Source organism: Limnobacter sp. MED105 (genome assembly GCF_000170915.1).
Classification (GTDB): Bacteria; Pseudomonadota; Gammaproteobacteria; order Burkholderiales; family Burkholderiaceae_B; genus Limnobacter.
Map to the genome: position 1 here is coordinate 127,788 of NZ_ABCT01000002.1, position 23,607 is coordinate 151,394.

Sequence of the window (23,607 nt, forward strand, 5' to 3'; positions counted from 1 at the left end):
AACTCCACATCACCAGGTATTCAACATGCTTTTGAAATTTGTACTCAGCCTATTGGCATTCATTGGTTTTCTGGCCTTGATTTGGCTTGTGGGTCCAATTGTTTCTATTGGGGATTCGCAGCCTTTTGCCGGCATCTGGATTCGAAGCACACTAAGCGTGCTGATTTTCGCACTGGTATTTGGCCCCTTGGCCTGGCGATGGTGGAAAGTTCACAAAGCTGAACATGCATTGAAAGCAGGGCTGACTCGTCAGGATGAGCAATCTCAGATGCAAACCGCCAAGCTGCATGACATATTCAAGCAGGCCGTGGAAACGCTGAGGCAGCATCAATCCCGCAAGGCTTGGTACCTTAGCAAACCCGGCTTGTACGAGTTGCCATGGTATGTGATTGTGGGCCCACCCGGCAGTGGAAAAACCACGGCACTGAAAAACGCCGGGCTTCGTTTTCCATTGCAAGACCCCTTGGGCAAGGAATCCGTCAAGGGCGTGGGCGGCACGCGAAACTGCGACTGGTGGTTTACAGACAAAGCGGTGTTGATAGACACAGCAGGCCGTTTCACTACGCAAGATTCCGATCAGAACACCGATGCTGCGGGCTGGAATTCTTTTTTGGGTCTGCTGAAAAAACACAGACCGAAGCAGCCAGTCAATGGTGTGCTTCTGACATTGAGTATTCAAGAGTTGCTGGACGTTGAAGCAAAACGAAAGGAAACCGCTGCAAAAATTGCCTTGCGTTTGCAGGAGATGATTCGCACCCTGGGCATGTGCCCCCCAGTTTACGTGCTGGTAACCAAGCTGGATTTGCTCAGTGGTTTCAAGGAAACCTTTGGTCGCCTGAGTGAAACGGAACGCGCAAAAGCATGGGGCGTGAACTTCGAGCACCCCAACAATTTGAGCATCACGCTAAGCAAGGATTTGCCACAGGCTCTGGGCCAAATGATGGAGAAACTGAGCGTTCAGTTAGACGCTCGACTGGAACGGGAAGAACAAGCCTACAAATGTACAAAGCTGTTTGAGTTTCCATTGGCTGTGGCCCAATTGAAGCCCGCCATCGAAGGCCTGCTGAGCATGGCCTTTCAGTCGGACAGTCCTTTTGAAAAACAGGTGACACTACGCGGTGTTTATTTAACCAGCGGCACACAAGACGGCAATGTGTTCGATCGAATTGCATCGGCGATGGCCAACAATCCAGCTGAAGGTACAACGGCCAAAGGCCCCGGGAAAAGTTTTTTCATTCGTGATGTGTTGTCGCAGGTGGTGTTTGCAGAACAGCACCTGGCTGCCTATGTGAAAAAGAAAGCCCTTCTTGAGCAGTTGGTTTATTTCAGCACAATCGCAGTGGCAGTGATTGGGGTTTCATTGTTGTCTTTGGGGTGGTGGGTTAGCCACGGCAACAACAGTGAAGCCATAGCACAGACTCTAGAACGGAGCACTGCACTGGCCACGCAAACCGCCAACTTGCCAACAGAAGCACTGGCACCGCTGCAGGAATTGTTCAAGGCGCTGAATGATTTACGCGCGGTAGCCCAAGCCAGCCCCGACGCAGTGAACCACACCTTGGGCCTGAATCAGGATGAAAAACTTCAACAGGCCGAACAAATTGCCTATCGGAATTCCCTTGCGAATGCGCTAATACCCCGGGTGGCCAAGCGCCTTGAAGACCGGTTGCGGAATGCCTTGAATCAGGACATGGAACTGGCATATGAATCTCTGAAAGCCTATGTGATGATTCACACACCCAAACACTATGATGCAGAAGCCTTGTCGACTTGGGTGGTGTATGACTGGCAGCAAAATGTTTTTGTGGCTTATGAGCCCGAACTGCGGGATTCGGCTGGTTTACACCTGGAGGCAGCAATTCACCTGGGAGCACCCAATAGCCTTCCACCCAAAGATCAAGAGCTGATCGATACCGCTCGCCAAATCATCGGTGCCCAGGCGCTGGATGAACGCTTGTACAAACGCATGCAGCGGTTCTTCAAGCCGCAACCGGGTACGGATTTCAATTTGATCAAAACTGTTGGTATCAGTGCAGCTGGAATTTTCAATCGACCCAGTGGGCAATCACTGAACCAGGGGGTGGACGCCCTGTATACGCGCCAAGGCTATGTCAGCTATTTTCTGGCGAAATTGCCAGTTGAAGCGGACCGCCTGCGTCAGGAATCAAGCTGGGTGATGGGGGGCACTTCCACAGGCAACCGGGCCAGTGAGCTGAATTCCAAAGCTTTGCTTCAACAGGCCCGTCAGCTTTATGTTCGGGACTATATTCGCACCTGGGACACCTACCTGAAAGATGTACAAATTCTAAAACCTGCACAATTTGACCAGGCCGTCGATTTGGCCCGCGTACTGGCCTCACCGCAATCACCCCTGAAAAAGTTTCTCGAGGGTGTTTCAACGCATACTCGACTGGCTTCTGCCATGAGCAAGGCTGGCGAAAAAACCGAAGCACTTGCCAACCAAAAAGCCAATCAGGCGCTGTCACCCAATCTGGCTCTACTGGCTGGGTCAGACTTCAAACCTGTCGACTTCGAGATTCCGCTCGAACAGCAAGTGGACGACCACTTCAGTGACATCAATAATCTGTTTGAGGGCAACCCGCCTGCCTACGCCCAGGTGGCAACCTTGTTGAACGATTTGTATGCACAACTGGCGGCTGTTTCCAGCGCAAAGAAAAGCAAGGTCCCACCCCCACCTGCGTCTGCGATGGACTCGCTGCTGGTGGGTGCTGGCGTACTGCCTGAGCCCGTACGTGCGATTGTTGGTCAATTGGCGGGACAAGGCAGCGCTCAAGGGCGTGCCGCAGAACGGGCGAATTTGACAGCAGACCTGCGCCCACTGCAAGAGGTGTGCAGACGCACTGTGACAAACCGTTATCCAATTCACCCTGGCTCAGGTCTGGATGTGTTGACAGAGGACTTCGCCCGGTTCTTTGGGCCCGGTGGCCTGATGGATCAGTTCTTTTCGAGCCGCTTGGCGAGCGTGGTCGACACAGGTGGCGCGAACTGGACGCTGAAACCCTTGAGTGACGGTTCTGCACCACAGGCCAATCCTTCTCTGGTGCAGTTTCAGCGCGCAGCGCGTATTCGCGATGTATTTTTTCAAGGCAGCAAACCGACTGCAAGCTTCGATGTGGAAATGCGTTTGATCAACGCCAGTAACCCCAGTGATGTGTTTTACATTGAAACAAATGGCGACTTGAAAATGTTCTCGAAACAGTTTCAGCCCACCCACCGAATTCAATGGGGCGGGCAATTGCCTTCAACCACATTGCGTGTTCGGGCCTCAGAGGGAAACTACAAAACATACAACGGACCTTGGGCACTGTTCCGCCTTTTCGATGCAGCTCAAATTCAGAACACAGAGCGACCAGAAAAATTCCGGGCGACTTTCAATCTGGATAGCAAACAATTTGAGTTTGAAGTACTGGCCAATTCTGCCTTCAACCCGCTGCGGCTCACCGAGCTAAAACAATTCCGCTGCCCGGGCAATTTATGAACACCCATGCCGAAAAACTTCGCTGGTTTGGCAAACTACCCTGTGTGGGCGATTTTTGCCGCCACAACATGCCTGCCAGGCTACTAGAAACACTGGATCTTTGGCTTAGCAGCACCATGCAAGAAGGCCAAGCTGCGTACGGTAGTGCGTGGACAAACGCGTATTTCAAAATGCCCATGCACGGATTTTTGTGGGGCTCGCGAGTGACACCCGAGTTTCACAACAATGCGGCGATCGGCGTCTTGATGCCCTCGGTCGACAAAGCCGGGCGGGCATTTCCATTTGTTTTGCTTCAAGAACTGCCTTCATGCAGCCTGGATAAACTTGCTTTTGAATCACTCGCACTGTGGTTTCAACAAGCCCACGCTTTGTGCGCGGATGCCTTGAACGAGGACTGGTGCCTGAACAAGTTTGAATTGAAGTCAGAATCTCTTGCGCTATGTATGGATGAGTCGGGAAGTAAGGATTCCATTCAGGTCGGAGACGCACAAAGCCATTGGTTCGAAATTGACTACGGCGGTGCAATCAAGGCAGTACTTCAATGCGCGGGCTTGCCTGCAAGCCACGATTTCAATACCTTGCTTGGACTTGGCACCGCACCATGATGAACGAGAACACCGTTATTCAGGCTGCGCCTGTGATACCCAATGATTCAGGCCAGCAACCGCTGCCTGTTGGCACACGGATTGAAGGATTTGAGATTCAGGATGTGATTGGCGTGGGTGGATTCGGGATTGTGTACAAAGCACTTGATCCAATGCTTGAACGGCAAGTGGCCTTGAAAGAGTATTTGCCGGCTTCATTGGCCCAACGCATTCCGGGTGGCGCTGTGAAAGTGCGTGAGGCACGCCATAAAAGCACCTTTGATGCTGGCATGCGAAGTTTTATCAATGAAGCTCGCCTGCTGGCACAATTTGACCATGCTGCGCTGGTAAAGGTGTACCGGTTTTGGGAAATGGCCGGAACGGCTTACATGGTGATGCCACTGTACCAAGGCATGAACCTGAAACAGTATGCCGAAAACCACGCTGCCCCGCTGGCGCAGGAACAACTGGTGAATTGGCTGCTTGTATTGACCGAAGCACTGGAGGTAATGCATTCGCAGCAGTGCTATCACCGGGATATTTCGCCAGAGAACATCATTATTCAAGACAACACTGACCTGCCCATCTTGCTGGACTTCGGTGCAGCGCGCCGAGCCATTGGCAGTGTGTCGCAACCATTCACCGTGATTCTCAAAGCGAGTTACGCACCGATTGAGCAGTATGCCGAAGTGCCTTCCATGACCCAAGGTGCCTGGACAGATGTGTACGCACTGGCAGCGGTTGCTCACTTCTTGATGACCGGAAAAACACCGCCTTCTTCAGTTGGGCGACTGGTGAACGACAGCTACCTGCCCTTGCATGAACGACTGGAATTGCCCTACAGCCCGCATGTAAAAAAGGCCATTGACCATGCACTGGCAGTGCAGCCACAAGACCGCACCGCCAGCATGTCGCTGTTTCGGCAGGCTTTGCAAACCGAAACACAAGACATTCTGAGCCTGTATGATCAGGCAGCCCACCCTCAACCGGAAACACGTCCAAAACGATCTCACTTAATAAGGCCAATGAAGCTTTGGGGCCCAGTGATTGTTGCTACGATTGCAGTTACGGCTCTGGTTGCGACATTCAACTTTGACCCAAATGTTCAACTCATGGAGGAAAAAGCTGACACCACGAAAACAACTGTTGTTCAAACAGATGGGGCCTCGGCTGAACCAATACCAATCAGTCCAGAGCTGACCAACAACTTGGATGCGTCGTTTCAAGCTGTAATCGACAGAGCCGACAGCGCACTGAATATCGAAATTGAACAAACCGTGCTTAAAATTGGTGTGGACTTGTTGCGTTTTCAAATTCAGTCCCAAGAGTCAGGTTTCGTGGCAGTGTATGTTCGTGGTAGCGACAAGTCGCTGATTCAATTACTTCCAAATGCACGTGTACCGGTATTGTCGATAGGAGCCAATAAGCCCCTGCAATTACCTCCGAATAATGAACCCATTCAAGCTGCAGGCCCTGCCGGTGAAAATCAGTTTCTAGTGGTGGTAACAGAGCAGCCGCGTAACTACGAGCACTTGAACTTTCAGGACCACTACGGATTCGGCTTAATTCAGGCTGATCAAGGAAAAGCTGGATCGCCAATTCATGCACTCGAAGGAATTAGCCCGTGCGCCAATGGTAGTTGCATTGATCGACTGGCTGCAGCTTGGTTCTCATTAGATGCGGTGGATTAATTCTTCTGTAGAATGAAATTTCCCCAAGGGCTGAAACATTACAAAAAAAGCCCAAAATTACCGGAGACGACATGAACACCATCAAAGCTGCAGCACTCGTATTGCTGGGCGCAAGCCTGGTCGCACCCCTTCAAGCCAATGCAGCAAGCACCAAGATGTGTATTTTCGACATCGCCGGGCGCAGCGGCCCTGCCTTTGCGCAGGCGAAAGACTACGCAGTGGCCGCCAAGGCCTGGGGTGCCAACATTGAGCTGGAAGCGTATGTAGATGAACGCCTTGCAGCCGAAGATTTCAAAACCGGCAAATGCGATGCGGCGGCCATTTCTACTTTGCGTGGCAGGCAGTTCAACAAGTTTGTGGGCAGTATCGATTCCATTGGCGCGGTGCCCACTTACAAGCACCTGCGCACGGTGATCGACCTCATGAGCAGCCCAAAGCTGAATGACAAAATGACTTCGGGCCTGTTTGAAGTGGCCGGCATTTTGCCGATTGGCGCTGCGTATGTGATGGTGAACGACAGGGCCATTAATTCAGTTGAAAAAGCAGCAGGTAAAAAAATTGCGGTGCTGGACTACGACAAGTCGCAAGCGAAAATGGTGCAGCAACTGGGTGCGCAGCCGGTATCAAGTGAAGTGATCAACTTCGGTACGAAGTTCAACAATGGGCAGGTGGACATTATTGCCGCACCTGCAATCGCTTACCAACCGCTGGAACTGTACAAAGGCATTGGAACCAAAGGTGGCATTTATCGCTTTCCACTGGTGCAGCTGACCGCGAATATTTTGATTCGCAAAGACAAGTTTCCCGAAGGTTACGGGCAAAAGTCGCGCGAGTGGATTCAAAAGCAGTTTGACCGCGCCATTGCCTTGGTGGACACCTCTGAAAAAGGTGTACCTGCAGCAGCCTGGCTGGACATTCCCGAGGGCGACCGCGCCAAGTACGACGTGCTGATGCGGGAATCAAGAATCCAGATGACTGCTGAGGGATTCTACGACCCTGAAATGATGAAAATTTTGAAGCGTATTCGCTGTCGGCTTGACGGTAGCCTGGGTGAGTGTGCCGACAAGCGGGAACTGTAAGCCAGAATTATTCAACAACGCGTGAAACGTTTTGAGCCCAGGGAGCGAACTGAGAAGTTCACACCCTGATGGCTCGAAACACCATGAAAAAAATTCTCCTCTTGATTACCCACGCTGGCGCGCTGATTGTTGGTGTTGCGCTGGGCATTTATTTACTCCCCATTCTTGTAGAGCCTGAAAGCCCGGGCGCTGAAGCCATTACGGCATCGCAAAGCGGGGCGCTGTTCTCTACCGAATTCAAACGCGACCTAAAGGGCAGCGACTTTTTACATTGGGGAGAAGGCCGCTTAACCTTGTCTGCAAGCCAGGCCGTGTTCGAAGGTGAGCTTTCACCGGGGCCCGATTATTACTTGTACCTGGTACCAAAATTTGTGGAAGACGAAGCGGGTTTTTTGGAGATCAAAAGCCAATCCCTGCAAGTGGGTTCTGTAAAAACCTTCGGCGGATTCATTCTCGACCTTCCGCCAAATACTGATTTGCAAAATTACAGCGCGGCTGTTGTGTGGTGTGAACGCTTCGGAGAATTTATCAGCGCCGGGCAGTTTCGCAATTAACTGAACAAAAAACAGGTGAATAGGTACACCGTTTACGTGACAAATATGCTCAGATAATCACGTTCTTGGTGCTTTTACTGATGCATCGCAGCAAACCCTCTATGGACTGAAATTGCAAGACGCCTGACAATGCTAGTCCGCGCAACGAGGCGCGGAGATTGGCAATATTCAGGTGGTGGGGTGTACGGTGAGTGAGGCCGAAATTGACAAACTGGAAGCTCAGTTGCTGGCCAAGCGACAAGCCAAACAGATCAGTGTATCGATCACTTTGGGTTTGATGACCATTGTTTTTCTGGACTCAATTTACATTTTGAGTACCGTGCTGCACGCCATAGAGGGCACAGAAATTTTTCTGTACCTGCTGATATTCACCGCGTACGCGGTGGGCGGCGCTTTTGCTTTGGGCACCCTGGCTCGTTATGCGTTCATTCGGCACCTGAAACGGGTGCAGGCCGACATTCACCGAATTGAATTGAAGCGAATTTTAAAACGCAGGCACGGCGAGCGGTGTGTTAGACCAAACCATGCGCTTGTTCATCTGCATGGTATGAGCTGCGAACCATTGCCCCAACGGCTGCGTGCGTAAAGCCCATTTCGTAGGCTTTCTCTTCAAACATTTTGAACACATCGGGGTGCACATAGCGGCGCACCGGCAGGTGGTGTCCAGAAGGTGCCAGGTATTGACCAATCGTGATCATGTCCACTTGGTGCTCGCGCATGTCGCGCATCACTTGCAAAATTTCTTCATCTGTTTCGCCAAGCCCCACCATGATGCCGCTTTTGGTGGGCGTGTTGGGGTGGGCTTTCTTGAATTCTTGCAGCAGTTTCAGCGAGTGTTTGTAGTCTGAGCCGGGTCGGGCTTCTTTGTACAGGCGCTCGGTGGTTTCCAGGTTGTGGTTCATCACGTCGGGCGGGGCTGCATTCAAAATACCCAAGGCACGGTCCAGGCGGCCACGGAAGTCGGGCACCAAAATTTCAATTTTGGTGTTAGGCGACAATTCACGGGTTTTTTCAATACAGGCCACAAAGTGACCAGCGCCACCATCGCGCAGGTCGTCACGGTCTACGCTGGTAATTACCACGTAGTTCAAACGCAGGGCAGCAATGGTTTTTGCCAAATTCAGGGGTTCGTTTTCATCCAAAGGATCGGGGCGGCCATGGCCCACATCGCAGAAGGGGCAACGGCGTGTGCACTTGTCGCCCATGATCATGAAGGTGGCGGTGCCTTTGCCAAAGCACTCACCAATGTTGGGGCAAGAGGCTTCCTCGCACACGGTGTGCAGTTTGTGCTCGCGCAGAATTTCCTTGATTTCGTAGAAACGGGTAGACGGTGAACCGGCTTTCACCCGGATCCAGCTGGGTTTCTTCAACTGCTCAACAGGCACAATCTTGATGGGAATTCGGGCGGTTTTTGCAGCCGCTTTTTGCTTGACGGTCGGATCGCTGACTGCGCTCAGTTCTTTGGCCACAGCGGACTTTTCATTGATCTCGGACACGTTTTTTGCTCCCTGGCCGTTGGGTGATGTGGGCCATGTGTTTACTTTGCCACCGCGGATCGCGCAGCTTCAAGGTGTTGAATCAGGTATTTCATCAGATGCATTTGCATCTCAGCTTGTGAAATTTTAACACCAATCGCGGCCAAGTCCACTGTTTCCAAACCCGCGTAACCACAAGGGTTAATGTGCAGAAAGGGCTTTAAATCCATGGCTACATTCAGCGACAGACCGTGATAACTACACCCCTTGCGGATCTTGATGCCCAAGGCGGCAATTTTAGCCAGGCTGCCATGGTGCATGGTGTACACGCCAGGGGCGTTTGGCTTGCGTTGGGCATCCGCCACACCCACCTGTACCAGGGCGTCGATAATGCTTTGTTCAAGCAGTTGAACGTACTCCCGCACCTTCAAACCAAAGCGGCGAAGATCCAGAAGTGGATAAATCACGATTTGGCCCGGGCCATGGTAGGTGATTTGCCCCCCTCGGTCGGTGTTCACCAAGGGTATGTTGCTGCGCTGCAACATGTGTGCCGGGTCGCCTGCCAGGCCCAAAGTGAACACTGGGGGGTGTTCACAAATCCAGATCTCGTCGCTATCCTGCTCTGAGCGGGCGTCTGTGAAATTTCGCATGGCTTCCCAGGTGGGCAAATAATCCACCAAACCCAATTCCCGAATTTGAAGTGGTACTCCAACTTGCGGGGTGTTGGGTTGCGGCTTGCTTTCTTGTTGGTGGATCATGTAGGCATATTTCCGATTTTTCACAATTTTGCAGTCGAGTTCATCATGTCGTCAGAGCCCATTGAATGGTTTGATATTCCCAGCGTCTTGGGGCGCCGGGCCGCGTCCATTCTGGGCCTGTCCAAAGTTCCTATTGTGGAGCTGGATGATTCACACCGCCCTTTAATTCTTGCACACTTGCTGGCCCTGGATGAGACCGACCGCCGTTTGCGGTTTAGTTATGCACTGGGCGACGCCGCAATTGCAAAGTACACCGCCAGCATCGACTTTGAGCGCGATTCGGTGTTCGGTATTTTCGGGCGTGACGATGTGCTGCTTGGCGTGGTGCATTTGGCCGAACTGAACCAGCCCAAAGACAGCACTGCCCCCAAGGGTGCGGAATTGGGGCTGTCGCTGGACGCCAATATGCGCGGGCATGGCCTGGGCACACTCCTGTTTCAAAGGGCTTTGCGCAGAGCGCGCAACGAAGGCATTGAAATGCTGTTTATTTATACCTTGATGGACAACGAGGCCATGCTGCGCATTGCCCACAAGTTGAACATGCGGGTGAGCAATGCCGACGGCCAATGCGAGGCCCACCTGCGGGTGGAACCAGCAAGCACCAGTTCAATGGTGCGGGAATTTGTTGATGAGCACTTGGCCGACATTGACCATTTGTTCAAGGGGTCACTCAACCAGTTCAGGAAATGGGCTGAAGAGTTTTAAACCAGATGTGCCATAAAAAAAGCCGGGTCTGTGATTCAACAGCCCGGCTTTTTCATTACCCTGCTTTTACTGCGGCAGGGGGTCTACCCGGCCGTTGGTCAGAATGACGATTCGTTCATCCACTGTGATGTCTGCACCTGAATCTGCCTGAGAGAACGGCATGTCGCGTGTTGTAGTCGCTTCCAGGAAGTCGGCCAGGGCTTGCTGTTCAAAGCCTTCTGCTGCGAAGCCCGCGTCACCCGGATTATTCAAATCAACCCTGTCTGTGTTCGTCATCGGGAAGGGATAATTGTCACCACCACCCACCAGGAAACCCAGTGTGACCATGCGAAACACTTGGTTAACCGATCCGATAAACTGACCACCCGAGTACACGGTTTGCGGGCCGGTGAGTGGTCCCAAACCATCCGGGTCATTCACAACAATGGTTCGCACGCGCGAGCCAGGTGCCGCAGTGGGGTCGAAACTGAATCGCATACCGCCGATTTGCGGGAATTTGCCTTCGCCTTGTGGCGCCGCCAAATCATAGTCAGACACACCGTGCTCCAACAAATCTTTGAGTTGTTGAGCCGTCACATTGACCAGCGTGAGCCCATTGTTAAAAGCCAGCGCGCGTTCAATGTCGCCACGAGAAATATCACCCTCTTGCTTGCCCACCGACTCATCGGCCTGTGGCGGCAACTTTTGAGCGGCACCTGTGCCACCTGGTGGAACCAGAATCGTGCCGATTGAGCCACGAATACCACCGGCATTCTTCAATGAAACAGCTGTGAGTTCGTCCCTGGCTTGACCTGCAGCCAGGTTGGCATCAGCCGTTAAATTGCCCAAGTTACTCTCCTGCTTACGCGTAAATGCACGGTCGCCTTCAAGGTACACGCTGGTTGAACCCAGAATAACGCCTTCCAGAGCTTGATTAACTGCCAAAATATCTTGCGCTACCGCAGCAACCTCAGGCTTAACATCGTTCGCATCCAGTCCAAGGGCTGCCAATCCGGCGGCGTCGGTGGAGTAAGCGCCGTTCACAGCGGGATCGAGCCTTTCAACAATGACTTCGCCGTCTTCATTGAAGGGCAACACGATTCGACCCAGGTATTTGTAGTCGGCATCCACATTGACCAGCAAAACAGGTTCACCACTGGCCGAGGTAAACTGCTTGGGGTACTCGCCCTGATTGGTGTCGCCAGCGCGGATCAAGTCGTTTGAATCGAACAAGCGGGTGTTTGACCCGCCCGCAATAATCAGATCCACACCAGTCAGGCGTGTGGCCAATTGTTCTTCCACGGTAATTTGCTGCATGTGGCCCAGCAAAATGATTTTGTCGATGCCACGGTTCAGCAATTCATTGACCGAGGGTTGAATTTCAGCGGCCAGATCATCTATCGAAAAATTGCCGCTGCCATCCAGGGCAGGGCTGACCGTTGCACCATTCAAGGTGGTAATGGTTGGCAGGGTAGGCGTTGCAGCCGACACCACTCCAATCTCTTCGCCATTTACGGTGATCACGGCAAACTTCGCAATTTTACCTGCAAGGCTGCTGGCTTCCTGACCGTCGTTAGCGGGGTCAGCCAGGCTTGCCAAATTTGCATCGCCAGAAAAATCGATGTTCGCTGAAAGATAGGGGAACTGCGCGCCGCGCCATGTGTTTGCGCCCACGGTTTGCGGGGCAATCAAATTCAGTACCTTGGCAGTGCCTTGGTCGAAGTCATGATTGCCGAATGCCGAGGCATCCAGACCAAGCTGGTTAAGAATTTCAATATCGCCACGGCCGGCGCTGGGCACACCCAATTCTTCCTGCAAGGTGGGGTCTGCAGATGCATTGAAGAAGGAGCCTGGAATGTAGTTGTCACCGGAACTCAAGAACACGGTGTTGTCAGGTTTCTCAGCCCTAAACTTGGCCAAAATCGCGGAAATGTTCTGCGAGTTTTCAACCAGGTTGCCACCACTGTCCATGTCTGCGATATGAAGCACTTGAAGTTCAAATGCTGCAGTGGGCGCGGAATCAGAGGGGTTGACTGCCGAGCCGCCATTGCCACCACCCAAACACCCTGCCAGCACGGCAACCACGCCCAGACCAACTAAACCTTTTTTTGCTGCTTGATACACAACTACCTCGATGCTTTTGCTACTAAAGAACATCAAAGTAATACGGGTATATGACCTGAATTTGTCAGTTTTAAAACAGTTTAAAGTGCTGTCTTTTTACAATGGGCTGCATTCTGGCAACGGCTCGCTTCCCTTGAATATCCAGATCGGTGCGCTCACCGCCACAATTCGATCGCCTCGCTTCACGCGCAGGAAGTACCAGTTCTTTCCGTCGACCGGGCTTACAGTGAAACGTCCGTTTTTCCCGGTCGCGGTTTGCAGGGGCAAGTAACGCTGTTCATCGTTGCTGCCTGGGCCGGATTGTGAGCTGAACAACTCGAATGACATGTCCTGCAAAGGATCCATAGGATCGACACTACTGACATTAAATTCAAACTGAACTGTTTCGGCCTGGGTACCTATGCGCGAACCCATGGGCAGGCGTTGCTTGCCTTGCGTAGAGGCCTGAACAGCTTCAAAGTTGATGCGCAATGCATTTTCATTTTGAGCCACTGTGTAAAAGCGGCGTGCTAAAAAAGCTTCGCGAATATCGGCTTGATTGTTGGCACGCGATATAACCACTGTTTTGGGCAAATTGCCACCGCCCCAGTTGGTTTCATGGTGGTCTTCCGAACCGGCTGGCCCCACGTACCAACCCTTGTCCAAGGCGTGGCCGTACCAAGAGCCAAACTTGCCATCGGTGTCGTATTCATCGCCTTTGCCAAACACCTCAATGCCCACCACGCGGTAGTCGGCAGGTGCCACATATTTGAAGTCGTTGAAGGCATAGGCTGGGTCGCCTTGCTGAAACACATTCAAGGCATTCAGCGCACCAGCCATGCGTGTGGCTTGCCCCACGCCCTCGCCAATTTGCAGTAGGGCGCTGTGCAGGGCGTCTTCACGGCCCGGGTGGTTGAATACCAAAATGCCGTCACCACCACCGCCCAATTGGGGCGACAGTACAAACCACTGCCAGAACAGGTCCATGGACACCAGATAACCCGGCCCCAGCTTGGCGTTGATGTTGTTTCTGCTCAGGTACACATTGGCATGCCCGAAGCGATCAGAAGTCCATTCAAACCCCCGCATGGCGGTAAACAGACCAGGCGACTCGCCGGTTACCTGATTGGCCTGATTCAAGGTACTGCGCCACTTGGTCAAGCTGTTGGGCAAGTTATCGGGATCAGAAATGAGACAAGACAAAGGGTTGTCGGTGCAATTGTCGGTGTCGGGCAAGGCCAGAGGAATGGCCAGGTTGTCGGAGTGATCCGAGGACATCACGAAGTCCATGCCGCGTTCACGGGTTTGCTGGTACACCTGAAGCGGATCGGTGTTGGCTTGCCCGTCAGAATAGGCGGTGTGCTCGTGCATGGCACCCAACAGGTGGGTGTAGCCTTGCCCATTCAAACCGCCGCCATAGAAGGGTGTGCATTGGCCCGCTGAAAACTGCGCACTGTTGGGTTGTTGGGTACCAACTGGTGGAGCAGACAACAAGCCAGCCAAGGGACAACCAACGCGTGTGGGGTCTTGCAGGCATTCCAGAAGACCGGCGTTGCTGCTGGTGTTGCTGCGTACGCTGGCATCCACGCTGCGCTGGTCCACTGAGGTTTGGAAATTGGCCCGGTCCGACACTTCGATGCGGAAGCTCAGGGTTTGATTGGCCAGGTCGATTGGAATTTGTACCTGAGCCATTGCCTTGTCGGCGTTGTTGATCGCCAGCATGGTACCTGCTGTTTGTGTCCAGCGATAAAACAGAGTGTCGCCGTCGGCATCATTTGCGTTCACTTGCAGGTTCAACATTTCACCGGGACGTACCGGTTCAGGCAATGCGCTGGCGCTTTGAATCACTGGTGCAGTATTGGCAGGGCGGTTGGGCGTAGTGACATTGAACAGCTTGAAGCCCAGGCCAGCTTCGTTGTCGATTGCAATGGCCCGCAAGGTGTAGGTTTGTGATTCAGGCGAACCGGGAAGCTGCGCACTCAAATTGCAGCTTGTTTCTTCGTATTGAATGTTCAGTGTTTCATTGCGCCACTGGTAAGTTTGAATGGTACCGTCGGAATCGGTGGAATCACACGCGCTGGCCATCAACCTGTTGTCAGTCTGGATTGGCACCACCGTGGTATTGACCACGGGCAAAGCGTTGTCGAAAGTGTTCTGGATGGTGATTTGAACCTGGTCTTCCAGCACGGTGCCATTGGAAAGCTGGGCTTGCACCACAAACTCGACAGGGGTGTCGTTGTTGACTTGGGGTAACTGCAAATTCAGGACTGATTCGTCGGAGCGACCCGCATCGCCAAAGAACACTGTTTCTTCACTGACAGGAAACCAGGCATAAGCCACCACAGAATTTTGATCTGTGTTTTGCACCGCTGCGCGCAACTCGATGGTGCTGCGCTCTGCGGCTTCCTGATCGCTTCCCGCGCTTAGGGCAGGAGGGTTTTCCTGCCCTTCTGTTCTCGTGGGGGTATTGCTGTTGTTGTCGCTACCACCACATGCGGCCAGGAGTGAAACAAGAAGCGCAGGAAAGAAAATTCGGGGGGTATACGACATGGCAACAGTCCAATTGGGTTTGGTACTGTTACCAAGTTGCGCGTGCTTGGGATGAGGTGAAACCTTCTAAGAGACAAGTCACCAAACTGACACAATTAGTGCCACTTTGCTATGCGTCGATCAAATGACCTGTGCGGACAAGAATGGTACAACCCGGTTTGCTGAACGGTGTGTGTGCACTGGCATGCGGGCTGCGTATCCAGGTGCCAGCGGGGTAGTCGCCATGTTCATCCGAAAACACACCTTCCAGCACGAAAATTTCCTCGCCGCCCATGTGGCGATGCATGTTGAAATAGGTTTCCGGCGCCCACTTCACCAGCGCAGTGTGGCGGGTCTCGAAGCTGTCCAGCGGCATGACCTTCAAGCCTGGTACAAGACCCTGTCGCCATTCTGCTGTATTGGTATTGATGACCACAGGGGTTTGATCTTCAGGCCGCATGTGGCGCAGTTTCACGAGTATGGTGCAACCCTGGGTCGACTTAGGTGAATGCTTGGTGCCCACCGGGTTTTTAACAAAGGTACCTGCTGGGTAGGCACCGAATTCATCTTCGAACGTGCCTTCAAGCACGAAAAATTCCTCGCCACCGCCGTGTTCATGTTCCGGAAATGCACAGCCCGGGTCGTAACGCACAATCGAGGTTAAACGCGCCACTTCATCGCCATCTCGCTCCAGGGGTTTGCGCCATACACCAGCGGCTGGTGAGGCAACCCACTCGACGTTGTTGCTGTTGACGACTGCGCGTTGGGAAAGATCGGCGTTGAGTTTCATGGTGCTGCTTGGTGAGTACTTACTGCGATGGATTTATTTTACCGCAAAGCTCGACGGTGAGTTTGTTTAGCCCAATCAGCTTGGGTTCTTGCATGCTCGAGTGCCGTTTTGTCTAGCCCAATCAGCTTGGGTTTCAATCTCTCGCCAGAAAACCTGATTTTCCCTTTTTGAATGTCAACCTGACTCACCTCGCTCGGCAAAAGAGCGGGCCGAGTCTCGGTGCCGGCCCACGGCCGACCGTGGCGGGTGAATTCAAACGGGCAGGTTTTCTTGAAGGCGAGGCGATCGAAACACCGCCGCCGATTGGGCGCCGAACACATCCGTGAGTCGCTCAGTGTTAGAAAGGCGTAGGCCGGGTGACTTGGGAGATGAACTTGCAATGGGTCGCACGATGACCAGTCAGAAAACTTGCCGGCTTGGCGCGCAGAGGCAAACGATCGCGCCCTGGCGCGAAAGCCAAGACCCGACCGTTACTTTTGGAGGGCTTGGCTTAGTGCAGGCTCAAGCAAACAAGCCGAAATGCCAAGTTTTCGGGCAGCGGTGACCATTCAAGTTTAGCTCCCAAGTCACCGGCCCTGTGCGGAATCAGGCAACCCCGACGAGTTGGCGACAATGTGGCGAACCCGACGAGGTGGCAGAAACTCACATCGACCTGCGATACTTCCCACCCACTTCAAACAGCGCCTGCGTAATCTGCCCCAGCGAGCACACTCGCACTGCGTCCACCAACACCTCGAACACATTGCCACCGTCCATCGCGGTTTGCTTCAAACGCTCCAGCATGGGGCCAGCCTCCGCCTCATGCCGCTTCTGAAATTCCGCAAGGCGATCCAATTGGCTCAACTTTTCTTCCTCAGTGGCACGCGCCAGTTCAAGCGAGTTCAATGAGTCGGAATTGTCGTTGGGGTTGGTGAAAGTATTCACACCCACAATTGGCAACGTGCCGTCGTGCTTCTGAATTTCATAATGCATCGACTCTTCCTGGATTTTGCTACGCTGGTAGCCTGTTTCCATGGCTCCCAACACACCGCCGCGTTCGCTGATGCGGTCCAGTTCATCCAGCACAGCGTTTTCAACCAATTCCGTCAGCTCTTCAATAATGAATGCGCCCTGGCTTGGATTTTCGTTTTTCGCCAGGCCCCATTCCTTGTTGATGATCAACTGAATGGCCATAGCCCTGCGCACGCTTTCTTCGGTCGGTGTGGTCACCGCTTCGTCATAGGCGTTGGTGTGCAAACTGTTGCAATGGTCGTACACAGCAATCAAGGCTTGCAAGGTGGTGCGTATGTCGTTGAATGCAATTTCCTGAGCGTGCAGGCTGCGGCCACTGGTTTGAATGTGGTACTTCAGCTTTTGGCTGCGGTCGCTGGCACCGTATTTGTCGCGCATGGCAATGGCCCAAATGCGGCGGGCAACGCGGCCCAACACGGTGTATTCCGGATCCATGCCATTGGAAAAGAAGAAGCTCAAATTCGGCGCAAAGTCATCAATCTTCATGCCGCGCGCCAAATACGCTTCCACGAAGGTAAAGCCATTCGACAGCGTAAAGGCCAGTTGTGAAATCGGGTTCGCACCCGCTTCAGCAATGTGATAACCGCTGATCGACACGCTGTAGAAGTTGCGAACTTCGTGATCGATGAAGTACTGCTGAATGTCGCCCATTACGCGCAGGCTGAATTCAGTCGAGAAAATACAAGTGTTCTGGCCTTGGTCTTCTTTCAGAATATCCGCTTGCACCGTGCCGCGCACTGCCTTCAGGGTTGCCGCCTTGATGGCTGCGTATTCATCAGCGTTCGGGGCATGCTTGTTTTTGGCGGTGAATAGGTCCACCTGCTGATCAATGGCCGTGTTCAAGAACATGGCCAGAATGCTGGGTGCCGGGCCGTTGATGGTCATGGACACACTGGTGCTGGGCGCGCACAAATCGAAGCCGCTGTACAACACTTTCATGTCGTCTAGCGTGGCCACGCTTACGCCACTGGTGCCCACCTTGCCGTAAATGTCGGGGCGCAGGTCAGGGTCGAAACCGTACAGGGTGACCGAATCAAACGCGGTCGACAATCGCTTGGCATCGCTTGCGCTGCTGAGCATTTTGAAACGGCGGTTGGTGCGTGCGGGGTCGCCCTCACCAGCAAACATGCGGGTGGGGTCTTCGCCCTCGCGCTTCACCGGGAACACACCTGCAGTGAAGGGGAAGTAACCTGGCAGATTTTCCAGCATCACGAATTTCAGCAGGTCAGCTCGGCTGGTGAACTTCGGCAGGCTGACGCGATTGATTTTCAAACCACACAGCGAGGTCACCGTGAGTGGTGCCTGCAAAGCCTTGCCCCGCACCTCGTAGGTCAGTGTGTCGCCCTGGTAACCCTCGGCCAACTTGGAATAATCTTTCATGGCCTTTTGTGCAGCCATGCTGATTCGGGTGTTGGTTAATTCAACGATGTCGTCCAGCGCTTCAACGGCTTTGGTCTTGTCAGGCTTGTGTTCAAGCAACAAGGCCTGGGCGCGTTGCATGCACTCCAGGTCGTACACGGCAGCCACGTCTTTCTGAACTTGCGCTTTGTAGCTGCGCACAGCCTGCGCAATCTCGGCCAGGTAGCGCACACGCTCGGAAGGTACCACCGCTTTCATGGTTGTGGAATGTTTGGTGTCGATGGAATCGAACAGCCCTTTGGAAGACTTGGCAATCGGCAAGGCCGCACGCAAGGCTTTGTACAGGGCACTGACACCATCGTCGTTAAAACGGCTGGCCAGTGTGCCGTACACAGGCATGGTGTCGGGCATGCTGGTAAATGCCATGCGGTTGCGCTGCACCTGTTTGCACACATCGCGTAGCGCATCCAGTGCGCCTTTGCGGTCGAATTTGTTCACCGCTACAAAATCAGCGAAATCCAGCATGTCGATTTTTTCAAGCTGGCTGGCTGCACCGTATTCCGGTGTCATTACATACAGGCTGAAATCCACATGCGGCACAATTGCAGCGTCACCCTGGCCAATGCCCGGGGTTTCAATCAGCACCACATCAAAACCGGTAGCCCGGCAAAGCGCAATGATGTCGGGCAGCGTGGCAGGCACTTCTTGTGCAGAATCGCGTGTGGCCAGCGAGCGCATGAACACCTTGGGGCCATTGCCAGCCCAAGGGCCAATGGCATTCATTCGAATGCGGTCGCCCAGCAAGGCACCACCCGTTTTGCGGCGGGAGGGGTCCACACACACCACGCCAATGGTCAGGTCGTCGCCATGATCCATGCGCAGGCGGCGAATCAATTCATCAGTCAGGCTGGATTTACCCGCACCACCCGTACCGGTAATGCCCAGCACCGGGGTTTTGCTGGCTTTGGCCTGTTCTCGAATGGCCTCCAGGTCGGCAGCGGGCACTTCATCGCGCTCAAGGCGGGTAATCAGTTGGGTTAGCAGCGGCCAGTTGTTGGCCAAGGCCTTGATGCCTTCTGGCGTGAAAGCTGTGTCAATTTTTTTGCGGGCGTCGCGTACTTGGGCTGCACGGGCAATCATGTCGCCGATCATGCCTTCAAGGCCCATCTTCTGGCCGTCTTGCGGGCTGTAAATCCGGTTCACGCCATAGGCCTGAAGAGCTTCAATTTCGGAGGGCAGAATAACGCCACCGCCGCCGCCAAACACCTGAATGTGGCCGGCGTTATTGGCCTTCAGCTCATCGACCATGTACTTGAAAAATTCATTGTGCCCGCCCTGGTAGGAACTCACGGCCAGGCCATCGGCATCTTCCTGAATGGCGGCATCCACCAGTTCCTGAACAGAACGGTTGTGCCCCAGGTGAATGACTTCAGCACCTTGGCTTTGCAACAAACGGCGAATCATGTTGATTGCGGCGTCGTGCCCGTCGAATAGGGACGAACCCGTTACAAAACGCAGAGGCGTGCCTTTGGTGTCAGTGAGGGGTTTTCCCACCTCGCCGGTGCTGCTTTTCATTCGTGTCTCCTGGAAGGTCGCGGTTGTTTTCCACCGCTCGTTTGAATTTCAATTCTAACCTATCCATGCGCCATGCGTAGCACGCAACCAATCCTAAAAAACTCAAAAGCAGCACGCTTGAGATGACCCAATAGGTCAAGGGAACCCCGTAAACCGTGATGCCGAGCTGGGGAATAAACAAGACTACGCTCAGAATCAGTGCAATCCACACCCACAACAGGCGCCAGGTAATTCGCTTAACCTGCCGCCAATACTCGTTTTCAAGTGGGGTGGGTTGCGGGCTTTTCATGGTGTTGGCCTAGTTTGCAAACTGGGGCTTGAAGCGATACACGGCCAAAGTGCTGCGCAAATTGCCCAGCAATTCCACGGGTTCACCGTTTAAAAAAAGTTGTTTGCCCAGTACTTTATGTCCGATTTGAGCAACCAGCGCCTCGAAATCTTTGGGGGTACACAGGTGAATATTTGGGGTGTTGTACCACTGATAAGGCATTTGTTTGGACACCGGCATGCGGCCCAAAGCAATCGACCACACATGGTACCAATGGCCAAAATTGGGGAAGCTGACGATGCCTTCCTTGCCCACTCGGGCGATCTCTTTCAGGATTCGCTCGGTGTTGTGCATGGCTTGCAGGGTTTGCGACAAAATCACCACGTCGAAGGCATGATCTTCGAACATGGCCAGGCCTTTTTCAAGGTCTTGCTGAATCACATTGATGCCATTGGCTACACTGCGCTGCACATTGGTGTCGTCAATTTCAACGCCATAGCCGGTGGCCTTGCGGGTTTTCATGAGGCGCGCTAGAAACGAGCCGTCGCCACAACCCAAATCCAGAACGCGTGCACCCATGGGCACCCAGCTTTCGATCAAATCGAGATCGGCCCGAGGCACCACAATGGGCAAGGGTTGTACATCTTGTCGAACAGCGTGCAGGGTTTTCATGCAAGCTCCTTGGCAATGCGCTCAAAGTAACCACGTACTACGTTGTGATAGCGTTCGTCGGTCAACAGGAAAGCATCGTGACCGTGCGGTGCGTCAATTTCAGCGTACGTGACATCGCGCTGGTTGGCCATCAAGGCCTCGACAATTTCGCGGGTTCGCTCGGGTGCAAATCGCCAGTCGGTGGTGAAACTGACCAGCAGAAATTTGGCTTTGGCCGCTGCAAGCGCCTTGGCCAAATCGCCACCCGTGTGGCGTGCAGGGTCGAAGTAATCGAGCGCTTTGGTAATCAACAGGTAGGTGTTGGCATCGAAGTAATCTGCAAACTTGTCGCCTTGGTAACGCAGGTAACTTTCCACCTGAAAGTCTACTTCGAGCCCGTAGTTGTAATCGCCGTTGCGCAGGGTACGGCCAAACTTCTCGGCCATGTCGTCGCCGCTCAAGTAGGTAATGTGGCCGATCATTCGGGCCAGGCGCAAACCGCGCTTGGGCACCACGCCATGCTCGTAATAATTGCCACCATGAAAATCGGGATCGGTCACAATGGCCTGGCGCGCCACTTCATTGAAAGCAATGTTTTGCGCACTCAGCTTCGGGGTTGAAGCAACCACCATGCAATGGCCCACGCGGTCGGGGTAACTGAGGCTCCATTGCAGGGCTTGCATGCCGCCCAGGCTGCCACCCATGACTGCTGCAAATTTTTCAATGCCGAAATAATCAGCCAAACGCACCTGCGCATTCACCCAGTCTTGCACGGTCACAAACGGAAAATCGGCACCGTAGGGTTTGCCAGTTTGTGGGTTAATGCTGCTTGGGCCAGTGGACCCAAAACACGAACCCAGGTTGTTCACACCAATGACGAAAAACCGGTTGGTGTCCAGGGGTTTGCCGGGACCTACCATGTTGTCCCACCAGCCCTCGCTTTTCTCTTGGCCTTCATACAGGCCCGCCACGTGATGGGATGCATTCAATGCATGGCACACCAACACGGCATTGCTTTTCTCGGCATTCAGCGTGCCATAGGTTTCCACCATCAGCGAATAGCTGGGCAGGGACTTTCCGCACTCCAGCAAAAGCGGTGCGGTGAATTCAATAAGCTCGGGCTTTACGAAGCCCACGGACTGGTTGGCAGACACAATACGGTGTTTCTTAGGTTGGATTGTTGGTTTTCGCAAGCCTTTGAGTATAAATCGCAAACTGGCTTTGAAGGCGGTCCGGTTGCGGGATCAGTCTTCGTGCAGTTGACGCATCAGGGCGTCAATTTTATCGATGTCAAATGTTCGAGTCACTTTTTTGACCAGTTTTTGCGTGGCCTCAAAGTCGGTTTTCAGCAGCAACTCTTTCACATCCAGCAACTGCGAAGGATGCATTGAATACTGGGTAAGGCCCATGCCCAGCAACAAACGGGTCAAGCGGATATCGCCTGCCATTTCGCCACACACACTCACAGGCACACCTGCTTTTTCAGCACTGGAAATAACTTCGTAGACCAGCCTCAACACCGCTGGATGAAGGGGGTCGTACAGGTGGGCCACTTGGTGATCCACCCGGTCCACCGCCAGGGTGTATTGAATCAGATCGTTCGTGCCGATCGACACATAATCCAGGTACTTCAAGAAATGCGGCAGGCTAAGCGCAGTCGCGGGCACTTCGATCATGCCACCTACCGGCACGGCCTGCGTCACCTGAAAGCGCCGCTCCAGCAATTGTTCACGCGCCATGTCGATGTAAGCCAAAGCCTGTTTGGTTTCCCGAATGTTGGTGAGCATGGGCAACAAAATTTTCACAGGGCCATGCTTTGCAGCTCGCAACAAAGCTCGAATTTGGGTCAGGAAAATGGCAGGTTCAGCCAAACTGAAACGGATGGAACGCAAACCCAGCGCCGAGGTGCTGGACACCGGCGGTGCGCTGCTGTTGGCACCGTCAAACTGCAAGGTTTTATCGGCACCCAGGTCAAGAGTACGCACAGTGACGGGCTTGCCTTTCATGGCCTTGATCACCTTGCGGTAAGCCTCATACTGCTCATCTTCTGAAGGCCATTCCTTGCGGTTCATGAACAGAAATTCGGAACGGAAAAGGCCCACACCATCAGCCCCCGCATCGACCACACCTTTCACGTCTTCGGGCAATTCAATGTTGGCCAGCAGTTCAACACGGCGACCACACTGGGTGCGTGCCTCGGTGGTGATCAGTCGTTTCAGGCGCTGGCGCGACAAGGCCAGAATGGCCTGCTTGCGCTGATATTCTTCGACCACCATGGTGGCTGGGTCAAGGAATACGGCGCCCACCTTGCCGTCAACCACCACCAGGTCGCCGTTGTGCACAAACTCAAGTGCACGCGGCACACCCACTACGGCAGGTATGCCAAGGCTACGCGCCACAATCGCAGTGTGGGATGTTGCGCCGCCCATTTCGGTTACGAACGCGCCCACACGACGGCCTTTCAGCTGCACCATGTCGGCCGGTGAAATGTCGTGTGCAACAATCAGCCAGGGGTCTTCATTCTCGCCTTCCGGCGGCAGGGGCAAAGCCGTGGCATGGCCGCGCAGCGATTTCAATACGCGCTCAACCACCTGGCGCACATCGCTGTTGCGTTCTCGGAAGTAGTCGTCTTCAATCGCGGAGAACTGCTCCAGCAGCACTTCCATTTGCTCAATCAAGGCCCACTCGGCATTGATCAGCTTGCTTTGAATCAGATTTTTGGGTTCTTCCGACAAAATGGGGTCGGCAAGAATCAGGCTGTGCAGGTTCAGGAAAGCGTCGAATTCAGCTGGAGAATCGGCGGCAATTTGACTGCGAATTTCAATCAGTTCATCGGCCACGCGTTTGATGGCGTTGTCGAATCTTTTTTTCTCGAAACGAACCGATTTTTTATCAATGCGATTGCGGGGAATATCCCGCATGGCCGTGTCCCACACCAGGGCGCGGCTGACCGCAATACCTCGGGAAACTGCAATGCCATGCAAGGCCAGAGTCATG

Annotated in this window: 17 protein-coding genes; 7 read left to right on the forward strand and 10 right to left on the reverse strand. The window is 53.5% G+C overall.

Going from position 1 to position 23,607, the window contains the following annotated elements; all coding sequences use genetic code 11:
* The first annotated feature begins 25 nt into the window (after positions 1–25).
* The 6 genes from tssM to LMED105_RS03465 all read left to right on the forward strand — a co-directional run bounded on the left by tssM (position 26) and on the right by LMED105_RS03465 (position 7,993).
* Positions 26–3,499 (forward strand): type VI secretion system membrane subunit TssM, encoded by a 3,474-nt coding sequence (tssM, locus tag LMED105_RS03440; protein WP_008248212.1) that lies wholly within the window; start codon positions 26–28, stop codon positions 3,497–3,499.
* Positions 3,496–4,104, forward strand: coding sequence for a type VI secretion system-associated protein TagF (tagF, locus tag LMED105_RS16100; RefSeq protein WP_008248215.1), 609 nt, complete (start codon positions 3,496–3,498; stop codon positions 4,102–4,104). The genes tssM and tagF overlap by 4 nt, the downstream gene beginning before the upstream one ends.
* Complete coding sequence (locus LMED105_RS03450; protein WP_008248217.1) at positions 4,101–5,774, forward strand: serine/threonine-protein kinase; 1,674 nt, start codon at positions 4,101–4,103, stop codon at positions 5,772–5,774. Before tagF ends, LMED105_RS03450 begins: the two co-directional genes overlap by 4 nt.
* A gap of 71 nt (positions 5,775–5,845) precedes the next feature.
* Positions 5,846–6,853 (forward strand): putative solute-binding protein, encoded by a 1,008-nt coding sequence (locus tag LMED105_RS03455; RefSeq protein WP_008248219.1) that lies wholly within the window; start codon positions 5,846–5,848, stop codon positions 6,851–6,853.
* Positions 6,854–6,936: 83 nt separating this feature from the next.
* Entirely contained in the window at positions 6,937–7,407 is a 471-nt protein-coding gene (locus tag LMED105_RS03460; RefSeq protein ID WP_040512309.1) for a DM13 domain-containing protein, read from the forward strand.
* A 187-nt stretch (positions 7,408–7,594) separates the two neighbouring features.
* Positions 7,595–7,993 carry a hypothetical protein gene (locus tag LMED105_RS03465; protein WP_040512263.1) on the forward strand — a complete coding sequence of 133 codons (399 nt, stop codon included), beginning with the start codon at positions 7,595–7,597 and terminating at the stop codon, positions 7,991–7,993.
* Here the strand turns inward: LMED105_RS03465 and lipA are convergent.
* Together lipA and lipB are read right to left on the reverse strand one after the other, a co-directional pair.
* Positions 7,920–8,903 carry a lipoyl synthase gene (lipA, locus tag LMED105_RS03470; protein ID WP_008248225.1) on the reverse strand — a complete coding sequence of 328 codons (984 nt, stop codon included), beginning with the start codon at positions 8,901–8,903 and terminating at the stop codon, positions 7,920–7,922. The genes LMED105_RS03465 and lipA overlap by 74 nt on opposite strands.
* A 41-nt stretch (positions 8,904–8,944) precedes the next feature.
* Positions 8,945–9,640, reverse strand: coding sequence for a lipoyl(octanoyl) transferase LipB (gene lipB, locus LMED105_RS03475; protein ID WP_040512264.1), 696 nt, complete (start codon positions 9,638–9,640; stop codon positions 8,945–8,947).
* Positions 9,641–9,685: 45 nt separating this feature from the next.
* Between lipB and LMED105_RS03480 the strand changes: the two genes are divergently transcribed.
* Positions 9,686–10,345 carry a GNAT family N-acetyltransferase gene (locus tag LMED105_RS03480; RefSeq protein ID WP_008248233.1) on the forward strand — a complete coding sequence of 220 codons (660 nt, stop codon included), beginning with the start codon at positions 9,686–9,688 and terminating at the stop codon, positions 10,343–10,345.
* A gap of 66 nt (positions 10,346–10,411) precedes the next feature.
* Here LMED105_RS03480 and LMED105_RS03485 read toward each other — a convergent pair whose 3' ends face one another.
* From LMED105_RS03485 to ptsP, 8 genes are all read right to left on the reverse strand, one after another.
* Positions 10,412–12,448, reverse strand: coding sequence for a bifunctional UDP-sugar hydrolase/5'-nucleotidase (locus LMED105_RS03485; protein WP_232222703.1), 2,037 nt, complete (start codon positions 12,446–12,448; stop codon positions 10,412–10,414).
* A gap of 96 nt (positions 12,449–12,544) precedes the next feature.
* Positions 12,545–14,977, reverse strand: a complete 2,433-nt coding sequence (locus tag LMED105_RS03490) for a hypothetical protein (RefSeq protein ID WP_008248235.1) — start codon at positions 14,975–14,977, stop codon at positions 12,545–12,547.
* A 109-nt stretch (positions 14,978–15,086) separates the two neighbouring features.
* Complete coding sequence (locus LMED105_RS03495) at positions 15,087–15,746, reverse strand: cupin domain-containing protein (protein WP_008248236.1); 660 nt, start codon at positions 15,744–15,746, stop codon at positions 15,087–15,089.
* A 642-nt stretch (positions 15,747–16,388) separates the two neighbouring features.
* Positions 16,389–19,691, reverse strand: a complete 3,303-nt coding sequence (gene icmF / locus LMED105_RS03505) for a fused isobutyryl-CoA mutase/GTPase IcmF (RefSeq protein ID WP_008248240.1) — start codon at positions 19,689–19,691, stop codon at positions 16,389–16,391.
* Positions 19,651–19,980 carry a DUF4212 domain-containing protein gene (locus LMED105_RS16105; RefSeq protein ID WP_008248241.1) on the reverse strand — a complete coding sequence of 110 codons (330 nt, stop codon included), beginning with the start codon at positions 19,978–19,980 and terminating at the stop codon, positions 19,651–19,653. Before LMED105_RS16105 ends, icmF begins: the two co-directional genes overlap by 41 nt.
* Before the next feature lie 9 nt (positions 19,981–19,989).
* Positions 19,990–20,631: a methionine biosynthesis protein MetW gene (metW, locus tag LMED105_RS03515; protein ID WP_008248243.1), complete on the reverse strand. Its 642-nt coding sequence runs from the start codon at positions 20,629–20,631 to the stop codon at positions 19,990–19,992.
* Positions 20,628–21,764, reverse strand: coding sequence for a homoserine O-acetyltransferase (locus tag LMED105_RS03520; RefSeq protein ID WP_008248245.1), 1,137 nt, complete (start codon positions 21,762–21,764; stop codon positions 20,628–20,630). The genes metW and LMED105_RS03520 overlap by 4 nt, the downstream gene beginning before the upstream one ends.
* Before the next feature lie 90 nt (positions 21,765–21,854).
* Complete coding sequence (gene ptsP, locus LMED105_RS03525; protein WP_008248247.1) at positions 21,855–23,606, reverse strand: phosphoenolpyruvate--protein phosphotransferase; 1,752 nt, start codon at positions 23,604–23,606, stop codon at positions 21,855–21,857.
* Position 23,607 lies beyond the last annotated feature (1 nt).

Bases quoted from the DNA above. Each gene is read 5' to 3' on its own strand.
- LMED105_RS03495 (WP_008248236.1), bottom strand. From the start codon at position 15,746: ATGAAACTCAACGCCGATCTTTCCCAACGCGCAGTCGTCAACAGCAAC.
- tssM (WP_008248212.1), top strand. From the start codon at position 26: ATGCTTTTGAAATTTGTACTCAGCCTATTGGCATTCATTGGTTTTCTG.
- LMED105_RS03450 (WP_008248217.1), top strand. From the start codon at position 4,101: ATGATGAACGAGAACACCGTTATTCAGGCTGCGCCTGTGATACCCAAT.
- lipB (WP_040512264.1), bottom strand. From the start codon at position 9,640: ATGATCCACCAACAAGAAAGCAAGCCGCAACCCAACACCCCGCAAGTT.
- metW (WP_008248243.1), bottom strand. From the start codon at position 20,631: ATGAAAACCCTGCACGCTGTTCGACAAGATGTACAACCCTTGCCCATT.
- LMED105_RS03460 (WP_040512309.1), top strand. From the start codon at position 6,937: ATGAAAAAAATTCTCCTCTTGATTACCCACGCTGGCGCGCTGATTGTT.
- LMED105_RS16105 (WP_008248241.1), bottom strand. From the start codon at position 19,980: ATGAAAAGCCCGCAACCCACCCCACTTGAAAACGAGTATTGGCGGCAG.
- LMED105_RS03490 (WP_008248235.1), bottom strand. From the start codon at position 14,977: ATGTCGTATACCCCCCGAATTTTCTTTCCTGCGCTTCTTGTTTCACTC.
- LMED105_RS03455 (WP_008248219.1), top strand. From the start codon at position 5,846: ATGAACACCATCAAAGCTGCAGCACTCGTATTGCTGGGCGCAAGCCTG.
- LMED105_RS03480 (WP_008248233.1), top strand. From the start codon at position 9,686: ATGTCGTCAGAGCCCATTGAATGGTTTGATATTCCCAGCGTCTTGGGG.
- ptsP (WP_008248247.1), bottom strand. From the start codon at position 23,606: ATGACTCTGGCCTTGCATGGCATTGCAGTTTCCCGAGGTATTGCGGTC.
- icmF (WP_008248240.1), bottom strand. From the start codon at position 19,691: ATGAAAAGCAGCACCGGCGAGGTGGGAAAACCCCTCACTGACACCAAA.
- tagF (WP_008248215.1), top strand. From the start codon at position 3,496: ATGAACACCCATGCCGAAAAACTTCGCTGGTTTGGCAAACTACCCTGT.